Origin of the sequence: Xanthobacter oligotrophicus (assembly GCF_008364685.1) — a bacterium.
Lineage (GTDB): Bacteria > Pseudomonadota > Alphaproteobacteria > Rhizobiales > Xanthobacteraceae > Xanthobacter > Xanthobacter oligotrophicus.
Genome location: NZ_VTTL01000011.1, coordinates 244135 through 263165 on the forward strand (window position 1 = coordinate 244135; position 19031 = coordinate 263165).

General features: G+C 61.4%; 17 protein-coding genes and 1 pseudogene. 7 read left to right on the plus strand and 11 right to left on the minus strand.

The window, feature by feature from the left end:
- Window positions 1-16 precede the first annotated feature (16 nt).
- From FZ033_RS19180 to FZ033_RS19200, 5 genes and pseudogenes are all read left to right on the plus strand, one after another.
- Complete coding sequence (locus tag FZ033_RS19180) at window positions 17-394, plus strand: hypothetical protein (protein WP_149577669.1); 378 nt, start codon at window positions 17-19, stop codon at window positions 392-394.
- Between the two features lie 1161 nt (window positions 395-1555).
- On the plus strand, window positions 1556-2200 hold the full coding sequence (locus FZ033_RS19185; RefSeq protein WP_149577670.1) for a hypothetical protein: 645 nt from the start codon (window positions 1556-1558) through the stop codon (window positions 2198-2200).
- A 61-nt stretch (window positions 2201-2261) separates the two neighbouring features.
- Window positions 2262-4766: pseudogene (locus FZ033_RS19190) on the plus strand (heavy metal translocating P-type ATPase).
- A 58-nt stretch (window positions 4767-4824) separates the two neighbouring features.
- Window positions 4825-5301 carry a hypothetical protein gene (locus FZ033_RS19195; protein WP_188079577.1) on the plus strand — a complete coding sequence of 159 codons (477 nt, stop codon included), beginning with the start codon at window positions 4825-4827 and terminating at the stop codon, window positions 5299-5301.
- A 582-nt stretch (window positions 5302-5883) separates the two neighbouring features.
- Window positions 5884-6864 (plus strand): LysR family transcriptional regulator, encoded by a 981-nt coding sequence (locus FZ033_RS19200; protein WP_149577671.1) that lies wholly within the window; start codon window positions 5884-5886, stop codon window positions 6862-6864.
- Here the strand turns inward: FZ033_RS19200 and FZ033_RS19205 are convergent.
- Genes FZ033_RS19205 through trbB form a run of 11 tightly spaced genes read right to left on the minus strand, consistent with a single transcriptional unit; the run spans window position 6752 to window position 16340 of the window.
- Window positions 6752-7036 carry a DUF2274 domain-containing protein gene (locus FZ033_RS19205; protein ID WP_138397510.1) on the minus strand — a complete coding sequence of 95 codons (285 nt, stop codon included), beginning with the start codon at window positions 7034-7036 and terminating at the stop codon, window positions 6752-6754. The genes FZ033_RS19200 and FZ033_RS19205 overlap by 113 nt on opposite strands.
- Window position 7037: 1 nt before the next feature.
- Window positions 7038-8282 (minus strand): TrbI/VirB10 family protein, encoded by a 1245-nt coding sequence (locus FZ033_RS19210; protein WP_012115962.1) that lies wholly within the window; start codon window positions 8280-8282, stop codon window positions 7038-7040.
- Window positions 8279-9331, minus strand: a complete 1053-nt coding sequence (trbG, locus tag FZ033_RS19215) for a P-type conjugative transfer protein TrbG (protein WP_012115963.1) — start codon at window positions 9329-9331, stop codon at window positions 8279-8281. Before trbG ends, FZ033_RS19210 begins: the two co-directional genes overlap by 4 nt.
- Window positions 9328-10017 (minus strand): conjugal transfer protein TrbF, encoded by a 690-nt coding sequence (gene trbF / locus FZ033_RS19220; RefSeq protein ID WP_012115964.1) that lies wholly within the window; start codon window positions 10015-10017, stop codon window positions 9328-9330. The genes trbG and trbF overlap by 4 nt, the downstream gene beginning before the upstream one ends.
- Window positions 10014-11303, minus strand: a complete 1290-nt coding sequence (trbL, locus tag FZ033_RS19225) for a P-type conjugative transfer protein TrbL (RefSeq protein WP_012115965.1) — start codon at window positions 11301-11303, stop codon at window positions 10014-10016. The genes trbF and trbL overlap by 4 nt, the downstream gene beginning before the upstream one ends.
- Window positions 11300-11563, minus strand: coding sequence for a putative entry exclusion protein TrbK-alt (gene trbK-alt, locus FZ033_RS19230; RefSeq protein ID WP_012115966.1), 264 nt, complete (start codon window positions 11561-11563; stop codon window positions 11300-11302). Before trbK-alt ends, trbL begins: the two co-directional genes overlap by 4 nt.
- A gap of 9 nt (window positions 11564-11572) precedes the next feature.
- The gene (trbJ, locus tag FZ033_RS19235; RefSeq protein WP_149577672.1) at window positions 11573-12307 is read right to left on the minus strand and encodes a P-type conjugative transfer protein TrbJ; all 735 of its coding nucleotides are present in this window, start codon (window positions 12305-12307) and stop codon (window positions 11573-11575) included.
- Window positions 12304-14742 (minus strand): conjugal transfer protein TrbE, encoded by a 2439-nt coding sequence (gene trbE, locus FZ033_RS19240; protein WP_012115968.1) that lies wholly within the window; start codon window positions 14740-14742, stop codon window positions 12304-12306. Before trbE ends, trbJ begins: the two co-directional genes overlap by 4 nt.
- 10 nt (window positions 14743-14752) lie before the next feature.
- A complete protein-coding gene (locus FZ033_RS19245) occupies window positions 14753-15025 on the minus strand; it encodes a VirB3 family type IV secretion system protein (protein ID WP_012115969.1) in 273 nt (90 codons plus the stop codon).
- Window positions 15025-15324, minus strand: coding sequence for a TrbC/VirB2 family protein (locus FZ033_RS19250; RefSeq protein ID WP_041577517.1), 300 nt, complete (start codon window positions 15322-15324; stop codon window positions 15025-15027). The genes FZ033_RS19245 and FZ033_RS19250 overlap by 1 nt, the downstream gene beginning before the upstream one ends.
- Before the next feature lie 29 nt (window positions 15325-15353).
- Entirely contained in the window at window positions 15354-16340 is a 987-nt protein-coding gene (gene trbB, locus FZ033_RS19255; protein WP_149577673.1) for a P-type conjugative transfer ATPase TrbB, read from the minus strand.
- 498 nt (window positions 16341-16838) lie between these two features.
- On the opposite strand from trbB, the gene FZ033_RS19260 reads away from it, so the two are divergent.
- Entirely contained in the window at window positions 16839-18119 is a 1281-nt protein-coding gene (locus tag FZ033_RS19260; RefSeq protein ID WP_232847563.1) for a DUF6035 family protein, read from the plus strand.
- 129 nt (window positions 18120-18248) lie between these two features.
- Window positions 18249-18932: an HNH endonuclease signature motif containing protein gene (locus FZ033_RS19265; RefSeq protein WP_232847564.1), complete on the plus strand. Its 684-nt coding sequence runs from the start codon at window positions 18249-18251 to the stop codon at window positions 18930-18932.
- The last annotated feature ends 99 nt before the right edge of the window (window positions 18933-19031 follow it).

The following is a 19031-nucleotide window of genomic DNA, read 5'->3' on the forward strand; positions in this document are numbered from 1 at the left end:
AATCGGAGAAAGACCCGTGCTTAAGAGCCTGATCGTCGCTTTCAGCCTGCTTGCCGCTGGGCCCGCCCTCGCCCAGCATGCCCATGGTGCGCAGAAGGGTCCCAATGGCGGCCCCTTGGAAGACGTCGCCGGCGTCCATGCCGAACTTGTCGTCTCGGGCGAGACCTTGACCTTCCACGTAGTCGATGAGGCAGGCAAGCCGGTCGATACCGCCGGCTTTACCGGTTCTGCCATGCTGGCCTCCGGCGCCGATCGCAAGACTATCCAGCTTACCGCAGGCGGTCAGACCCTGGCCGGCAAGGCGCCCTCAACCATCGTCAAGGGCACGGCGGTCACGCTGCTCATTAAAACCCCGGCCGGCAAGTCCGGTCAGGCCAAGTTCACCACCCCATAAGGAAGTGTGTCATGAAAAGTACTGTGTGGAACTACGTTGCCCGTGGCACCTTGTGCGTGCTCGTGTTCGGCATCGCGTCGCCGGCACTGGCACTCGATCCGCGACCGAAGACATATCGTGAGAAGCAGAGGCACGATTTTCGAGACGTCCAACTCGGGGTTACTCACCCGTTGCCCCATGGTCGCAGCACATCTATCCGTTCCGGCCAGACGCGCGATGTTCCGTCCGAGCAACGCACTATGGAATCCAGCCGGTGAATTCAATATTCGGTCGTTTCGATCAAGAGGGAGAGGCGGTGTGAGAGGCTTTCTCCGAAGCATTTTGCTAAGTCTCATGCTGATCGTAGTCTTGTGTATTCCGGGGTATTCCTGGAACGCGAGCGCGATGTCATTAGAAGCGAGCGCATTAACGGATGAAAACCACCATCAGAGTGACGAAGACACCCGCAATCCGGCCTGCGCTGCGGTGCGGTGCGAGTGCCACGCTTGCCCGCACGTCTCCCCCTTCGATGAAGGTGCGTCGTCGGGGCCCCCAGGGTGGAGAGTGTGCGGGCAATGGGCGAACGAGACCCGTAGTGGTGTCGGCCTAGGCGTAGAAATCCCCCCTCCTCGCTACGCGAATGTTGAAAACAAATGAAATAAATCAAGTTTAATTCGACATTCGAGGTTAAATCATGAAGATTTATGTCGTTGCTCTTAGTTTCATCCTCCCTCCGCTTACGGCTTTCGCAGAGCCGTATCCGTCGACGCTCGGCGTGGAGGAGCAAGAGCGACATGAATTCCTTGACGTGCAGCAGGAAAGTTATCCCGGCGGCCGTCTTTCTGGGACAACGAGCGGCTCGCCTAAGGTGCAGATGAGCCGCCCTCAGGCGCCTACCCCAGGGACCTTCATTCCCTCGCCCTCGCCGTGGCTTAACGATCGCGCGGTGCGCTAAGCCGAGTCATTAAGAAGGAAGAGGGACGAATATTCGCCCCTCTTCATCCATCTAAATTCCAATTTTTGGAGGTAAAATCATGAATAAGGCGATTTTTACAGCGTGCATTTGCATCGCGTTAAATAGCATTTGCATCGGAGCGGCTTTCGCCGCGGGCACGCAATTCACCCCATTTTATCTGCCTGCGCAAACTTCACAAACGTCGGCAATAGGCTGTGAACATTCAAATGTCGGAGAGCATAAATTGTTTTGTGCAAAGAATAAATCTTCATGTTACGACAAAAATAGGTCTTTCAGGCCGCACGAGCTTACTCATTGCAAAATTCAATATGATCAATGCATGCGAGCTTGGGACTAACGCAATGATACAAATAGTGAAAGAAAAATTATCTATATGTGCATTTGTCGCATGTATTTATATGTTATGCATCGATATCAGATTCGCTAATGGAAACGAAATATTGGAAACAATATTGACTAGATCTTTTTTTATACAGAATATTACAATATATTGCTCTCAGTTTATACCAGATGTAACCGAGAGGTCGTCAGGAAAATATGGTGATATATCTCGATTGACCTATCATATACGCCAAGAGGTGGTTGGTGAGTTGCCCGCTGACCAATCGATCTTTGTAGTCCGCCGTTCAGCTGACATGGCGCGAGCGGGTGCGCTGCAGGCAATTCGGCAACTTTATGAATTCGACCGAGATCGTGAGCAAGCACGTATCGTAGAGTGGTGCGAACAGTCCGCGGCAGTCGAGATTGCCGAATACGTCCGCGACCATGATGGAAGACACGATGAATTCGTTGCAATCATTGCTGCAGCCAAGAAGGGCGGCGATAGATCCAAGTCAGAATTAAAACCCTAAGGTGTCTTTATTGTCAGATGTCGGGTTGGGCGATGCTGGTGAATCTGGGGAGCTTACAAAGATGATCGAGAAGCTTCGACTGGACATTCCAATCCTTCTGCCAAACGTGCCCGACGCTGTAGACTCCTGTGTGAGTCGGCTCGTTTCGGAGCTTCAGGAGCGCGCGGGCATTGAGTATGTGCACGTCGCTGGCGGCGAGTCGGCGCAGCTCTGCCTCCACTATGACCCGACGGTAATCGGCTTACCTCGCATCCGGGAACTTGCCCAAAGCGTTGGCGCGCAGATTACCGAGCGGTTCGGTCACGCGATTTGGCAGGTGGAAGGGATCACCCATGAACGGCGTGCGCGCACCGTTGCCGAGAAACTGCGTAAGCTTTCCGGGGTATTGGAGGCCGAAGCCAGTGCATCTGGTCTCGTACGCGTCGAATTCGACCGCGAGGCGGTAACAGAGCAGGAAATCCGAAACGCCCTCGTTCAAATGGGGGCTATCGCCGCGAGGGATGCGGCCGCGCTACGGCTGGATAGGCTGCCCTCTCACGCTTGATATGATCATCGGTCAGTCATGTTTACGCATGCCAGGTCAGAACATAAGGACGGAAAAGGGGAGCACGATCATGCCCATGGCAGGATCCTCGGACCGAACACTGAGCTAATCTTCTCTCTTGCCTGCGGCGCGCTGCTCGTCGTCGGTTTTGCCATCGAGAAGCTATTACCGGCCGCACCCGGCTGGCTGCCTATCGTGTGTTTCGTTGGAGCATATTTCTTTGGCGGCTTCTACACGGTCCGCGAAGCGATAGACAATCTGCGCCTGCGCAGGTTCGAGATCGATACGCTGATGCTGGTAGCGGCTGCGGGCGCGGCTTCGCTTGGCGCATGGGCGGAAGGCGCGCTGCTGCTCTTCCTGTTCAGCCTAGGCCACGCATTGGAACACTATGCCATGGGCCGCGCCAAGCAGGCGATCGAGGCCCTGGCCAAGCTCGCTCCACGCACGGCCACGGTGCGCCGCGCTGATGGCACCTTGGAGGTTCCCGTGGAGGAACTTGTGATCGGCGACGTGGTGCTGGTCCGCCCTAACGAGCGTCTACCTGCCGACGGCTTCCTGGTGAAGGGCTCCTCCGCCATCGATCAGGCTCCTGTCACCGGCGAGAGTATCCCGGTGGACAAGCGCCCGGTTGACGACGTTGCTGAGGCACGGGCGCGGCCCGACACGGTTGGCTCTGCCTCGCGGGTCTTTGCGGGAACAATCAACGGTGCCGGCGCCATTGAGGTGGAGGCGACGCGCTTGTCGAGCGACACGGCGCTGGCAAAGGTCGTGAAAATGGTGAGCGAGGCGGAAACGCAGAAATCACCGACCCAGCGGTTCACTGAGACGTTCGAACGTATCTTCGTGCCCGTGGTACTGGCGCTCGCGATCCTCCTTCTGTTCGCCTGGGTGGTGGTGGACGAGCCATTCAGCTCAAGCTTCTATCGCGCCATGGCGGTACTGGTCGCCGCAAGCCCGTGCGCTTTAGCCATCGCTACACCGAGCGCGGTGTTGTCAGGCGTCGCGCGAGCGGCACGTGGCGGCGTGCTGGTGAAGGGCGGCGCGCCACTGGAGAATCTGGGCTCGCTGAGCGCTATCGCATTCGACAAGACGGGAACGCTGACGGAGGGCAAACCGCGTATCACCGACGTCTTGCCGGCCGACGGGGTTCCGGAACATGAGCTCCTCTCAGTAGCGGTTGCGGTAGAGGCGCTCAGCGATCACCCGCTAGCCGCCGCAATCGTTCGCGACGGGCGAGCCCGGCTGGGAGGACGAGAAATAGAGGAGGCGACTGAACTCAAAAGCCTCACCGGGCGAGGCGTGGTCGCTACATTTGCCGGGCAGCCGGTCTGGCTCGGGAAGGCCGAGATGTTTGGGCAAGACGGCATTACCCAGCTGAATCCAGCTGTGAAGGCGTCGATCGCGAAGCTGCGGGACGCCGGGCGCACTACGATGGCTGTGCGGATTGGTGAGCGAGATCTCGGAGCCATCGGCCTTATGGACACTCCGCGGGCTGCCGCTCGCGACGCGCTCAAGCGGCTGCGCGATCTTGGCATCACTCGGATGCTCATGATCTCGGGCGATCACCAGAAGGTGGCCGACGCCATCGCCAAAGATTTAGGACTAGACGAAGCTTGGGGCGACCTGCTCCCCGAGGACAAAGTTGCGGCGATTCAAAAGCTGAGGAAGGAAGCCAAGGTTGCGATGGTCGGCGATGGGGTCAATGATGCGCCGGCCATGGCGAACGCCACGGTCGGCATCGCTATGGGAGCCGCGGGTTCCGATGTGGCGCTAGAGACCGCAGACGTCGCACTCATGGCGGATGACCTGCGACATTTGCCGTTCGCGGTCGGACTAAGCCGCCGCACGCGCTTCATCATCCTTCAGAACGTGTTCATAAGCTTGGGTGTGGTGGCGTTGCTGGTTCCGGCGACGATATTTGGCCTCGGCATCGGCCCGGCCGTGGCGGCGCACGAGGGGTCCACGCTGGTGGTAGTGTTCAATGCACTACGTTTGCTTGGCTACCGCGATGGGCAGGCATGACGTGATAGTGAATGTAGAATCGCAACCTATCAAAAACAGCTCGGTGCGGGAATATGACATGAAGAAAACGTCAATTGCAATATTTGCTTGGATTATAATTTGTGTGTCTTTTACAGACTCTGCCTTTTCAGAGGTTGAACAGTCAACTAATTCTACTATTTCCGATTTGAGAGGGCAAGCCGTTAGTCATTTGAAGTTTATGTATGGTATGTATTTCGCGATTAGGGGATGTTTAGAAGCATATAATGATCAATCTGAACCTAATTTCAAGCCGACAGTTACTTTATCCGAGGCGCAGCAGGTTCTGCGTGCGGCGGATGCTGCTGCTAGATCAGTCGGCATCGATGTTGACAAGGCATGGCTTGAAATGAGCTCCATTGGACAAGCAGCGGGAGAAGCGCTTAAAATTAAGACAGACGATAATTTTAAAAAATGTCAACAAAGTGGAATGTTTTTCCGCACAGTTACATCTCGCCTTCAGATGACAATTCGTAAATTAGATGGAAATATTCCTATAATAAGAAAGGATTTTTGATATGTATAATTCTTCATAAATAACATAAATTTATCTGATTTGTTGAAATATATAGCTAATTTTAGTGATAACAAATTCGACTTGGCGCAGCAGATGGCACAAATCACGGTTCCTAAATTGTCATTCCTATGTCGTTTATATTATCAAAAATTATACTATCAATTTCTATCTAACATTTCATAAGTGTGGCATGAAATTTGAGGCGGGCGATGTGAATCCAGCTTAATGGTGACAATTCCGTCGCTTGGAATAGCGGAAGAAGGTCGTTGGGCGCGAACAGACAACGAGCTTACTTAGAAGGAGACTTTCATTAGCATGGTTTGGTCTAAATCATCTATTTTATGAAATGGCCGCGCCCTCTCTCGATCTAATCTCTAATGTCCAAGTTACTGATGGTAAAATATCTCAAAAATATGATGTATTATGTAAAAGTTATGCATTAATGTACGTTATAATCCGACGATATAATTTTAATATTTCGCATACTTGCACATAAAATACAAACATTTGATGCGTAATATTTGTGATATCATGTAATTCATACTGAATTATATGCCGTTATTGAAATGGAGAACGTTTCCAATGTCGAATAACAGTACGGAAATTGAAATCCGCTACCTCAGGTATTTAATCGCTGCTTCCGAATATGGAAGCTTTCGGAAGGCAGCAGCGGCACTCGGTGTGCAGGAGTCCTCCGTTAGTCGGCGGATCCGGGACATCGAGGATCAGGTCGGGGCCTCCCTGTTCTTGCGACACCCCGGGGGGATCAACCTGACCATAGCCGGACAACGCTTCCTGCATCGGGTCCGCCATGCGTTGGACCACATTCGCGACGCGGCGGCGGAGGTGGCCGCCATTGGTCGTGCCGAGGACGGATACGTCAAAGTGGGACTATTTTCTTCACTTTCATCGGGTTTTTTGTCGGACTTATTTCGAGAATATGACGCAAAATATGGATCTGTTCATATCGATTTCGTCGACGGCGAAGCACACGATCACATCAACTCCATTCGGAAATTTCAGCTTGATATTGCTTTTGTCATCGGATTGGGCGATTGGCCGGAATGCGATACAACTTATCTTTGGTCGGAACAGGTTCTTGTGGCATTGCCCGAAGGCCATCCGCTTTCCACCGAGGACGCGTTGACATGGCGAGATCTCAGTTCTGAAAAAATTCTTATCCGAGACACTGCGGCTGGGATGAGAATCCAAGACTATGTCATTCGCAAAATCCGGGAAGTCGAATGCGAGCCCCGTGTCGAGGCTCAGCGGGTTGGGCGATATAAGCTTCTCAATCTCGTCGCGTCCGGCCGCGGAATAACGTTGGTCATAGAATCCGAAAATTTGGTCAAGGTCCCCGGCGTTATCTATCGTTCTCTGCGCGGCGAGGTGCTCCAGTTCTATGCTGCATGGTCGCCGAAAAACGACAATCCCGCGTTTCGGACATTGCTCAGCCTTGCTCGATCGATGGCTCGCTCTTCAGCACCCCAGACGTCATCCCCCGTGCAGGATCTGGATGGGGTGCTTGCCGAGCCTTCGCGAAAACGCGATCTGTCGCGATGAAGCGCTCCAGCATGGGCGCGATCAGCCTGACGGGATCGGTGATCGGATTCCCCGTCTCGCCACCCAGCACCTGCGCATAGGCGACAAGATCGCGGTGCAGCTTCGCTGGCAGTTCCACGGTCACCTTCACCGGCTTGTCGTCGAGGATCTCGCTGAGCTTCAGCTTCGGCATTTCAACCTCCATAGGATTCAAGAACGAGGTCGCGCGTGACGATGATCCGCACCGGGAATCCCGGCCGGATCGTGAGGGTCGGCGCAATGTTGAGCTGGCGCTGGACGAGCTGCCGGCCGGTCTGGCTGATGCTGTCGGATGCGCCTTCCCGCAAAGCACTCACGAGGTCGCTATCGCTGCCGGACGTTCCTGCGCTCGCCCCGACGCTGAGGATGGTCGAGAGCACCGCCGCCTTGAACAGCTCGCCCCAATGGTAGTCGATGCCATCCTCAAGGCCAGCGTAGCCTTCCGCGTCGGCTCCGGTCTGGCGCTCCAGCACGATGGACCGGCCATTGGGGAAGATCAGGCGGTTCCAGACGAGGAGCACCCGGCGCTGCCCGAAGCCGACGCCATTGTCATACTGGCCAATGATGCGGGTGCCCTGGGGGATCAGGAGGATCCGCCCGGTCGGGCTATCGTGGACATTCTCGGTCACCTGGGCGGTGATCTGGCCCGGCAGGTCCGAGCGGATGCCGGTGATCAGCGCCGCGGGGATGACGGCGCCGGCCTGCAGGATGTTGGCGGAGGCAGGAGCCGCCACGCGGTCGGGCGACACGGTGCGCCGGTCCACGGCCTGGCTCAGGAAGGCAAGCTGGCGCTCCTGGGCCGTCGGCGTCGCCGCCTGCGGCGCAAGGCCGAGGCTGGTGAGATCGGCGGCCGGCGCCGCTGACGCTGAAGTGACTCCCGCCTGCTGGGTCACCGCCGGGCTTGCCGACCGGGTATTGGTCTGAGCGAACAGCCGTCCGGTCCGGGCGTCTTCGCTTTCCCGCTGCTGGCGTTGCTCCTCGGGGCTCAAGGCGGGATTTGGCATGCCTCCCATTGTCGGCACCGTCGGCTGCACTGCCGTCTGCGCATTGAGGATCGGCCGGCCGAGGTCGCCGGGCAGCGGAGGCCCGAGCTTGGGGATGCCGGTGTAATCCTTGGGTAGGCCGGCGAGCCCGTCCGGCGTCGCCTTGACGTCGGTGGCGTAGAGTTCCTGGCCGTGTCCGTGGTCCTTTCGCGCTTGCAGGGCGTAGATCAGCGCCCCGCCGATCCCAAGGCCGGCAACGAGCCCCAGCCCGGCTAATACCTTTCGGGACAGGCGGGTCACCCGCGGCGGTTCCGGCCGCAGCCGCATGGCCGACACAGTCTCCCCCGTCAGTGGCCGAGCGCCGTCATCACCGCTCAGCTCCGGCCCTGTCTCCTTCCCGGGTTCGATGCCGCTCATAGGACCGGCCTCCCGTCGGTGCGGGAGATGCGCACGCGCTTCTGGTCCTTGTCGGCGCCGAAGCGCAGCTCGGCGGCTGCGAAGAGCCGGTCCACGATCATATAGGTGCCGCGCACGCGATAGTTCACGAGTTCGGAGGTGTCGCCTTGCGGCCCGACCACGAACAGCGGCGGCATCTCGCCATGGGCGATCCCGCGGGGAAACTCGATGAAGACCTGCTGCCCATCATCGAAGGCGCGCAGCGGCCGCCACGGTGCCCGGTCGCCGCTCACCTCGTAGCGGAAGTTCACCTTTGCCAGGTCGATGCCCGTGGCGACGGGCTGCACCGCCTGCGCTTCCGCGTTCTGGCGCCTGAGGGCGATGAGCTGGTCTTGGGGATATTGCCAGGAGACCGAGGCCATGTAGGTCTTCTCGGTGGAGCGCAGCTCCATGTGGTAGGTGCGCAAATTGGTGTTGATGACGAGGTTGGTGGTGAGGTCCGGCCGTGTCGGTTTCACCAGGATGTGGACTTGCTTTGCCCCGCCCGCCCCGCTCTCGGTGTCGCCGATGATCCAGCGCACCGTGTCGCCGGCAGCGACCGGCCCCGTGCCCACCAGTTGCTCGCCGGGTTGCAGGGCGACGTCGGTGATCTGACCGGGCGAAGCGTAGACCTGATAGAGCGCGCCATCCACGAAGGGATAGACCTGCATGGAGTTGATGAAGCCGTTGCGCACCGGCTGAACGCGCGCGGCAGCATTGGCCTGGTTCACTCGGGCCGTCGGGTCCGCGGACTCGGGCTCGGCCTTGCCGTCCTTGCCCACCGGCTTCAGCTGGCCGGGCAGCGGCAAGGGCTTCGGCAGCTCAACGATGCGCACCGGCCCCGGCGGCTCAGCCTTGAAGACGGCGGGCGGGGCATCGTCATATTCGATCTCCGGGGGCTTCTCGAAGGTGGCGCAGCCCGCCAGGGCCGATGTGCAAAGCAGGAGAAGCGGCAAGCCGGACTTCCGGAAAGACGGAAAGGAGAGGACGCGGAAAGCCGGCCTCCCGGATGTGCGGATGGCAGGCATCATTGTGCGAGTTCCTTCGACCAGTTGATGGCGTTGACGTAGATCCCCAGCGGATTGGCCCGGAGCCGATCCGCATCCCGCGGCGCCTGCACCGCGACGGTGAGGATGGCGCTCCAGCGGGAGGTGTCGGCGAGGCTGCCGTCCTGGAAGCGGCGCTCGGTCCAGGCGATGCGGAAGGAGTCCGGCGAGGCCCGGATCACGCTGGAGACCTCCACCGCCACCTGCTGCTTGCCGACCCGGGCGAAAGGATCATTGGCGCGGGCATAGTCGTTGAGGGCGATTGCTCCGGCCAGGGTCGTGTAGGCGTAGGCCCTGAGCCAGTTCTGGCGGACGATCACGGGATCGGCAGAGATGCTGCGGACCTCTTCAATGAAGCGGGCGAGGTGGAAGGCGATCTGGGGATCGGAGGGGCGATAGTCCGAGGCGGCCGGCGCGACCGCCTGCGCCTGACCGAGCTTGTCCACCTGAACCACCCACGGAACCACCGAGCCGCTCAGGGCCTGCCACGCCAGGGCGCAGGAGAGGCCGGCCGACAGGGCGAGGCAGCCGAAGGCCATGAGGCGCCAGTTCTTCGCCTGGACCCGGGCCGAGCCGATGCGGTCATCCCAGACCTGGGCCGCGCGCTGATACGGCGTCTCAGGCTCGGGGGAGCGGCCGTAATGGACCGACGGGCGCTTGAAGGGGGTCATGGGCGATCGCTTTCGGAGAGGGAGATGGACGACCCGCCGCCATGGCTGTCGCCGGATCGGACGGCATGGGTCGCGGTCTGGATGCCGTGGGCGACCTGCTGGGAGCGGCGCATGCGCCGGGCCCAATCGGGGGCATCGCCGGAGGAGGCCGGGTTGCTCGACGGGGCTGGGCCGGAGCTGCTGGCCGCCGCTTCGCCTGATGTGTCGGCCGAGCGCTGCAAGGGAGATGTCGCGGCCGCGCCGGCTGCTCTCGCCACGCCACCCAAACCGCTCCCGACACCGGAAAGGCCGGACTGGCCAGCGGCTCCCGCGCTGTAGGCGGATGCAGCACCCCCGGCGAGGCTCGCGCCCGCACGCGCCGCAGCGGCGGCTCCCGAGAACACGGCACCGGCTCCACGCACGGCAAGGCCCGCGGCGCCGGCTCCGGCGAGTGCCATGCCGCCGGCGGCAAGGCCCGTACCCACGGCGGCTCCGGCGCCGAGCTGCGGCGCGCCCGTGATCAGTCCCGTGGCGATTCCCGGCCCGAAGATGCCGAGCCCGAGGAGCGCGAGCGCGGCCAGCACCGCGGCTAGCGCCTGGCTGATGGTGGGCTGGGCATCGCCGTAGGAGGTGGTGAACTGGGAGAAGAGCCCCGAGCCGATGCCGATGATGACAGCGAGCACCATCACCTTCACGCCCGACGCCACGATGTTGCCGAGCACCTTCTCGGCGAGGAACGCGGTCTTGCCGAAGAAAGCGAAGGGGATGAGCACAAAGCCGGCGAGCGTCGTCAGCTTGAACTCGATGAGGGTGACGAAGAGCTGCACCGCCAGGATGAAGAAGGCGATCAGGATCAGCAGCCAGGAGACCAGCAGCACGGCGATCTGCACGGCATTGACGAAGATCGCCACCGGCCCGGCGAGCTGGCTTGCGGCGTCGAGCAGCGGCTGGGCGGCGGTGAGCCCCACTTCCGCAAGTCGCCCCGGCCGCAGGAATTCCGCCGTGCTGATGGCGGAGCCGCCGGCCTTGAGGCCGAGCCCGGCGAAGCTCTCGAACACGATCTTCGAGAGCGAGTTGAAGTTGCCGATGATCCAGGCGAAGAAGCCGATGGCGAGGGTTTTGCGCACCAGCCGGCGCATCACGTCCTCGTCGGCGCCCCAGGCCCAGAACAGGCCGGCGAGCGTGATGTCGAGTGCGATCAGGATGGAGGAGAGGCCCGTCACCTCGCCCTTGATCAGGCCGAAGCCGGAATCGATGTAGCTGGTGAAGGTGTTGAGGAAGGTGTCGATGACGCCCACGTCGTTCATGGCGTTGCTCCTTCCACGGGCTTGCCGAAGAAGCGGCGGCGGTTCGCCTCCCAGAGCGCGGCGCAGCGCGGATCGATGGGATTGGCCATCTCCAGCGTGGCGCAGCTCTTGAGGTCGGCCGAGGAGACGTTCCCTGCCTTCACGCTGCTGATAGTGACAGTCGGCTCGTGAGGCCTGCCTGAGGCGATGGCGAGGGCTGCGATCACCGCGCCCACAAGGCCGGCGACGACGAGGGTCCTGAGTGCAGTGCCCTGATCCATGGCCGCCCCTCAATTGCCGCGGAACATGGTGACGGCGGAGGACTGGTAGCTCGACCGGGTGGAGAAGCGCCGGTAGTGCTCCTGCCCCTCAGACACCGCCGTGGCACGCTCAGCTTCGGACAGCGCCTGCGCCCGGCCATTGGCGACCACCACCGCGGTGAGATCGGAGAGCTGCTGCGCCTGGAGCGCCTGGAGCTGGTTCCCTGCCTGCATGGCCTGCAACGCGCCGGTCGCCGCCTGGCTCTGGCCGACCAGTGTTGAGGCCTGGGTCCGGCCAATGTCGAGATTGCCGACGACGCCCGCCTGCACCCGCAGCGCATCCTGAAGACCGGCGACCGTGGTCTCCCAGCGGGTCTTAGCCTGGGTGACAAGAGCAGCGTCCGAGGTGCTCAGGGAAACCGAGCCGTACTGACCTTGGAACGCCCGGTCGATGGCGCCGACGTCATAAGCGATCTTCTGCGCCTGCCCGAGCAACTGCTGGGTCTGCTGGGCGGATTGCTGGAGCGCGCTGAGGGAGGAATACGGCAGGCTTGCGAGGTTGCGGGCCTGGTTGATCAGCATCTGTGCTTCATTCTGAAGCGAGGTGATCTGGTTGGTGACCTGCTGCAAGGCCCGCGCCGCCTGGAGGACGTTCTGGGCATAGTTGGAGGGGTCAAAGACCACGGCCTGTGCCGCGGCCGGCGCGAGAGGGCACATGAGGAGCGGCGCAGCGACGAGCGCCGCCCGCAGCATCAGGCGGATCATGAGCGTGTCTCCAGAAGGTCGAGGGTGGGGATGAGGTCGGCGGCCCAGCCGAGGCCCCGATGCCGTAGCCAGGCGGCGAGGAAACCATCGCGCCCATGCTCGGCGAGGATCAGCGAGAGCGCAGCCTGATCGGTCTTGGACCCGGCGGCGCACAAGGCGAGCGCCACCTGCGACAGCCCGAGCTCGAACAGGCGGCTGCCGCGTCGGGACTGGCAGTAATAGTCCCGCTTCGGGGTGGCCCGTGCGAGGATCTCGATCTGCCGGTCGTTGAGGCCGAAGCGCCGGTAGATGGCGGTGATCTGGGGCTCGACGGCCCGCTCGTTGGGGAGCAGCAGCCGCGTCTGGCAGCTCTCGATGATGGCCGGGGCGATGGCCGAGCCGTCGATGTCGGAGAGGGACTGCGTGGCGAAGACGACGCTGGCGTTCTTCTTCCGCAGCGTCTTAAGCCACTCGCGGAGCTGGCCGGCAAAGCCCTGGTCATCAAGGGCGAGCCATCCCTCATCGATGATGATGAGGGTCGGAGACCCGTTGAGCCGGTCCTCGATGCGGTGGAACAGATAGGACAGCACGGCCGGTGCCGCGGTGGTGCCGATCAGCCCTTCGGTCTCGAAGGCCTGGACGAAGGCCTGCCCCAGGTGCTCCGCCTCGGCATCGAGCAGCCGGCCATGGGCGCCACCGATACAATAGGGGCGTAGCGCCTGTTTGAGATCGTTGGACTGGAGCAGGACGGCGAGGCCGGTGAGGGTCCGTTCCTCGACGGGAGCGGAGGCAAGGGAGGTGAGGGTCGACCAGATGTGCTCCTTCACCTCCGGGGCGATGGAAACGCCCTCGCGGGAGAGGATCGCCGTGATCCAGTCGGCGGCCCATGAGCGTTCGGCGAGATCATCCACACGGGAAAGAGGCTGGAGCGCGACGCTGTCCTCGCTCCCATCGGACAGGCTCCCGCCGAGGTCGTGCCAGTCGCCGCCCATGGCGAGGGCGGCCGCCCGGATGCTGCCGCCGAAGTCGAAAGCGAACACCTGGGATCCAGCGTAGCGCCGGAACTGCAATGCCATCAGCGCCAGCAGCACCGACTTGCCGGCGCCCGTCGGCCCGATCACGAGGGTGTGGCCCACATCGCCAACGTGGAGGGAAAAACGGAACGGGGTCGCCCCCTCGGTCTTGCCGTAGAACAACGGCGGCCCGCCGAAATGCGCGTCCTGTGCCTCGCCCGCCCACACCGCCGACAGCGGGATCATATGGGCGAGGTTGAGGGTGGAAATGGGCGGTTGGCGGACATTGGCGTAGACGTGCCCCGGCAAGCTGCCGAGCCAGGCATCCACGGCATTGATCGTCTCGACCATGGCCGTGAAGTCCCGGCCCTGGATTGCCTTCTCCACCAGCCGGAGCTTCTCGTCAGCGATGCGGGGATCGGCGTCCCAGACGGTCACCGTCGCGGTAAGATAGGCGATGCCGGCATGGTCGGCGCCGAGCTCCTGCAAAGCGAGGTCGGCATCCACCGCCTTGTTGGCGGCATCTGAATCCACCAGTACCGAGGCCTCGTTGGTCATCACCTCCTTCAGGATGGCGGCGATGGACTTGCGCTTGGCGAACCACTGCCGGCGGATCCTGGTGAGGAGCCGGGTGGCGTCGGTTTTGTCGAGGAGAATGGCGCGGGTGGACCAGCGATAGGGAAAGGCGAGCCGGTTGAGGTCGTCGAGGATCCCCGGCGTCGTCGCCGTCGGGAAGCCGACGATGGTGAGGACGCGTAGATGCTCGGACCCCAGCATCGGCTCGAGCCCGCCGGTGAGCGGCTGGTCTGCCAGCAGGGCGTCGAGATACATGGGCGTCTCGGGAACGCGGACCCGCTGGCGCTTGGTCGAGACGCAACCGTGCAGATATGTGAGGGTCTCGGCATCGTCGAGCCAGCGGCACTCGGGCATGAAGGCCTCGACGAGCCGCAGGACTCGGTCCGTGCGGTCGACGAAGGCGCCGAGCGCCTCATAGGGATCGACGCCACCACGCGCGCGGCCTTCATAGAGCCAGCTCTCCGCCCGTGCAGCGTCCTCCGCCGGCGGCAGCCAGGTGAAGGTGAGGAAATAGCTGGATTCGAAATGGCTGCCGGCTTCCGCGAAGTCGGCCTTGCGCTCGGCTTCGACCAGCGCGGAGGCGGGATCGGGAAAGACACTCGCCGGATAGGCACCCGCCGGGTGTCGCTGGGCCTCCACAAAGAGTGCCCAGCCGGAGCCGAGGCGGCGAAAGGCGCTGTTGAGGCGACCCGCCGCCGCCACCAGTTCGGCCGGCACCGCGGAATCAAGGTCCGGCCCACGGAAGCGTGCCGTCCGCTGGACGCTGCCATCCTTGTTGAGGACGACGCCAGAGCCGACCAGTGCCGCCCAGGGCAGGTAGTCGGCGAGCCGGCTGGCGTGACGCCGGTATTCCGCGAGGTTCATCATGATGCGCCCCTCAGACCGACAGATGACCGGGGATGCGCAGATGGCGGCGCACCACATCGACGAAGAGCGGATCGCGCTTGGCGGCCCAGACGGCGGCGAGATGGCCCACGGCCCCGACCGCGAGCCCCACAAGCCAGAGCCTCAGCCCCAGCCCGACAGCACCGGCGAGGGTACCGTTGAAGATGGCGATTGCCCGCGGCGCGCCGCCGAGCAGGATCGGCTCGCTCAAGGCCCGATGGACCGGGACGGAGAAGCCCGGCACCCCGCCAATATCGCCCGGCATCAGACCAGCGCTCCGCCGCTGAAGGAGAAGAAGGAGAGGAAGAAGCTCGAAGCGGCGAAGGCGATGGAGAGGCCGAATACGATCTGGATCAGCCGCCGGAATCCGCCAGAGGTGTCGCCGAAGGCGAGCGCGAGGCCGGTGGAGATAATGACGATCACCGCGATGATCTTGGCGACTGGCCCCTGGATCGAATCCAGGATCGACTGCAGCGGCGTTTCCCACGGCATGGAGGAGCCGGAGGCGTGGGCCGCGGAGACAACACACACGCAGGCGGTGGCACCGGCCACGGCCTGCAGCAATCGGCGGTAGAATGGAGGGAGCGTGAAAGTCACAGGGAGGTTCCTTCTTCGGATGGAGCGGTGATGGGGATGACGCGGTAGTCGCCGTCGGGCCCGAGACCTTCGACGTGAGAGAGCTCGGAAAGGCGGGGCGCGGAGCCGCGGCCCGACAGCACGGCGATGAGGTCGATGGTCTCGGCGATCAGGGCCCGAGGTACGGTGACGACGGCTTCCTGGATGAGTTGCTCGAGACGCCTCAAGGCCCCGATGGCGCTGCCGGCGTGGATGGTGCCGATGCCCCCAGGGTGGCCTGTGCCCCAGGCCTTCAGGAGGTCAAGGGCTTCGGCACCTCGGACCTCGCCGATGGGGATGCGATCCGGCCGCAGGCGCAGCGATGAGCGGACGAGGTCCGAGAGCGAGGCGACGCCGTCCTTGGTGCGCATCGCTACAAGGTTGGGGGCTGCGCATTGGAGTTCTCGTGTGTCCTCGATGAGGACGACGCGTTCGGAGGTCTTGGTCACCTCGGCGAGCAGCGCGTTGGTGAGCGTGGTCTTGCCGGTGGAGGTGCCGCCGGCGACCAGGATGTTGGCGCGGGAGGCGACGCCATGGCGCAGGGCTTCGGCCTGCGGCGCAGACATGATGCCGGCGGCGACATAGTCGTCGAGCGTGAAGACGGCGGCGGCCGGTTTGCGGATGGCGAAGGTCGGGGAGGCCACGACGGGCGGGAGCAGGCCTTCGAACCGCTCTCCCGTTCCCGGCAGTTCGGCTGACACCCGCGGGGCGCCGGCATGGACCTCGGCGCCGATATGGTGCGCAACGAGGCGGACGATGCGTTCGCCATCGGCGGCGGCTAATCGCTCGCCTGTATCGCGAAGCCCCTCGGACAGCCGGTCGACCCACAGGCGCCCGTCCGGATTGAGCATGACCTCGACGACGGCCGGGTCTTCAAGAAGGCGGGTGATCATCGGGCCAAGCGCGGTGCGCAACATGCGTTCGCCGCGTGTCAGGCCTTCCGAACTGTGAGGTGAAGTCGCCATCTCATCCCCGCCCATGCCGGGGATGATTAAAAGAGCCGGAAATTGGGAGGTTTCAACAAGCCAATGCGGCCGTCGCGGTCTGGCGTGCAGATACTTAAGAACGGCGGGATGCTGCTATTGTACCTGAGGACCGAAGACTCGGAGCAGAGGACATCGCAGACGACGAGAGCGCAGCATGCTGCTGTTGGAGCCTAATCGGCATTCACGTGGAGCGGTTCAAAATGCCCCCCGCCAGTTTCTAGCCGGGGGTCGGAATTGACCTGTCGCACATGTCCGCTCGCAGGGATTCTGGTAAGTCATCCGGGTTGCTAAATGCTGCCCATTGTCTCCAATAGCCGGAACGCTTCGCGTAACATTGCAGGGAGCCTGGCTCGCGCATTCTCCAAGTTTATAGCAACCAATTCGCCTGGGCGAGGCGTGGACGTGAAGGTTGGCTGGCATCTAACGTATGATTATTGCACTTATAAATCATGAACTTGAATGAGATGGTCCCGTGCGATGGGGAAGATCGAACCGAAGAGAACGCTTAGAAATGTCGTCGATCTGGACTCGATGCAAACGATCTCGAGTGATCAGCTCTTGAGCCTGCATCCGGACGACTATCAGGTCATCCGGAGATCGGCGACCCGGGCACGTTTGGATCGAAAGTCCCGATATGTGTGCGGGCAATGCGGATATGCGGTCTATGCGCCGAGGGAAGGACGTACCGGCCAGCCATACTGGAAGCATCATCCCGGCGCCCCTGAGGATTGTCCGTGGTGGACTGGCACCCCATTGGGAGTGGACGAAGTCAGTCGCAGGCAGTTTCAGGGTGCGCAGGAGAGCCCGCTCCACGTCGCGATAAAAACCGTTGTCGGAGAACTGCTGCGTCTGGATATCCGCACCGCGCCCGACAGCGTGGTCATCGATGAATATTTAATCATGAAGGACGGGAAACGTCGTCCCGACATTCGAGCCATTTATGGCGGTGTACCACTTGTCGTGGAGGTGCAACTCGCGGCCACCCAGATTCCAATCATCGTTCAGCGCGAAGATTTCTACGATGAACTAGCCTATCGGCTATTGTGGCTGACGTGGAATTTCCAGCCTCCGTTGACTGAGGGGCGCCTTCTAAGTTCGTTCGAGGATATTTTCTACTCGCACAATAAGAATCTGTTTTCGATGGATGACGAGACCGTCAGTTTGTCGCGACAGATAGGCGAGGTAATCCTTCGAGTGTTTTGGAAAGGCGGCGACGGATGGCTTTCCAGGCTCGTCAAGCTGTCGGAGCTAAACTGGCTATCTAGCGGCCGGGCATTCGCGGTCGCGCCAGTGCCACACTGGAACGAGGATTTTCTCGTGAGATGGCGCGCGGCGACCGGCGGGCATGGAACCCAATGGCCCGAGCGCGGGGTGCTTCTTGCCGAACTCGCCGCCCAACTGACGTCCCCGGATATAGATAGCCGTGAGCTTAAGGACACTGACGATCTGATCAACTGCCTTCTTTCGTTGCTGGACGGCCGGCCAGTGGGATCTCAGCAGAAGAACATCGTCGAGTTGCTGAACACGTTCCTCGGTGTCGAGCCCCGGTATCGTTTCGCCCGCGTTGTCCGGCGGTTCGCCGAGCTTTGCGGACGACAAGAGGCACTCAGCACTAGGAGTGTCCAGACCAAACTTAGAACGGCGTTGGCAGCCCCTCAGGACGATCCGGCAAGTCTCACCGGCCGTATCGTGCTGAGGCTGTTTCCCGACATTTTTGCGCGACGCGCCATCGACGCGGACAACGCGTCGGCGTCTTGAACACAGCATGAATGGGAGAGCATATTGCCGGGACCATCAGAGAAGACGATCCGACGACTGTTCGCAATGTCGGGAAACATGTGCACATTTCCGGGATGCTCATCCCGAATATTCGAAGCGACGGGAACAGTGACCGGCGAGGTCTGCCATATTCGGGCTCAAAGCTCAGGTGGCCCTCGGTTTGATAGCACGCAGACAGAGGACGCACGGCACGCCTTCGCGAATTTGATCCTGCTATGCCGCCGGCACCATAAGATCATTGACGCGGAGCCCGGACTCTATTCGGTCGACACTTTGGAGGAGATCAAGACGATCCAGGAAGAACATCTCGGCCGCCCCAAGCAGGAAACGGATGGTTTCTTTGCCAAGGTTCTGCTTAATGCGATGTCGCGTATTGAGACCAGAAACAATACGGGCAATGTGGTCATCGGTAGCCTTGGCGCAATCGTGGCCGGAACCCTGAATTTCAAGGGTTCGGGAAAAGCTCCTAGGTTCCAGACCGCGGCCGGGACAATCGGTGCCGATCAGGAAGCAAGCCGATATGTCCAATATCTGATCAGGCAATACAATCAATTCGCCTCGGCCGACACCTCGCGGGCGACGAAATTCAACCATGCCGTGATTTCGAAGAATATCGAGTCCAGGTTCCGCTCCTCCTGGCGGGACACGGCGATGGAGAGGTTCGCCGAGGTCTGCGTGTATCTCCAGGAGCGGATCAGGAAGACTCGAGTCGCCAAGTCAAACTCGGTGAAAGGGCACCGATCATTCTCAACATTCGAAGATTACACACGAGAGACCAAGCGCGCGCCATAGGAGGGCTTTCCAAGCTTGGCTCTGACCTGAGCCCCAGAACCTCCTCCAGATTTGGGTAGAGTCCGTCGATCACGGAGACGGACGATGCGAGCCTCACGG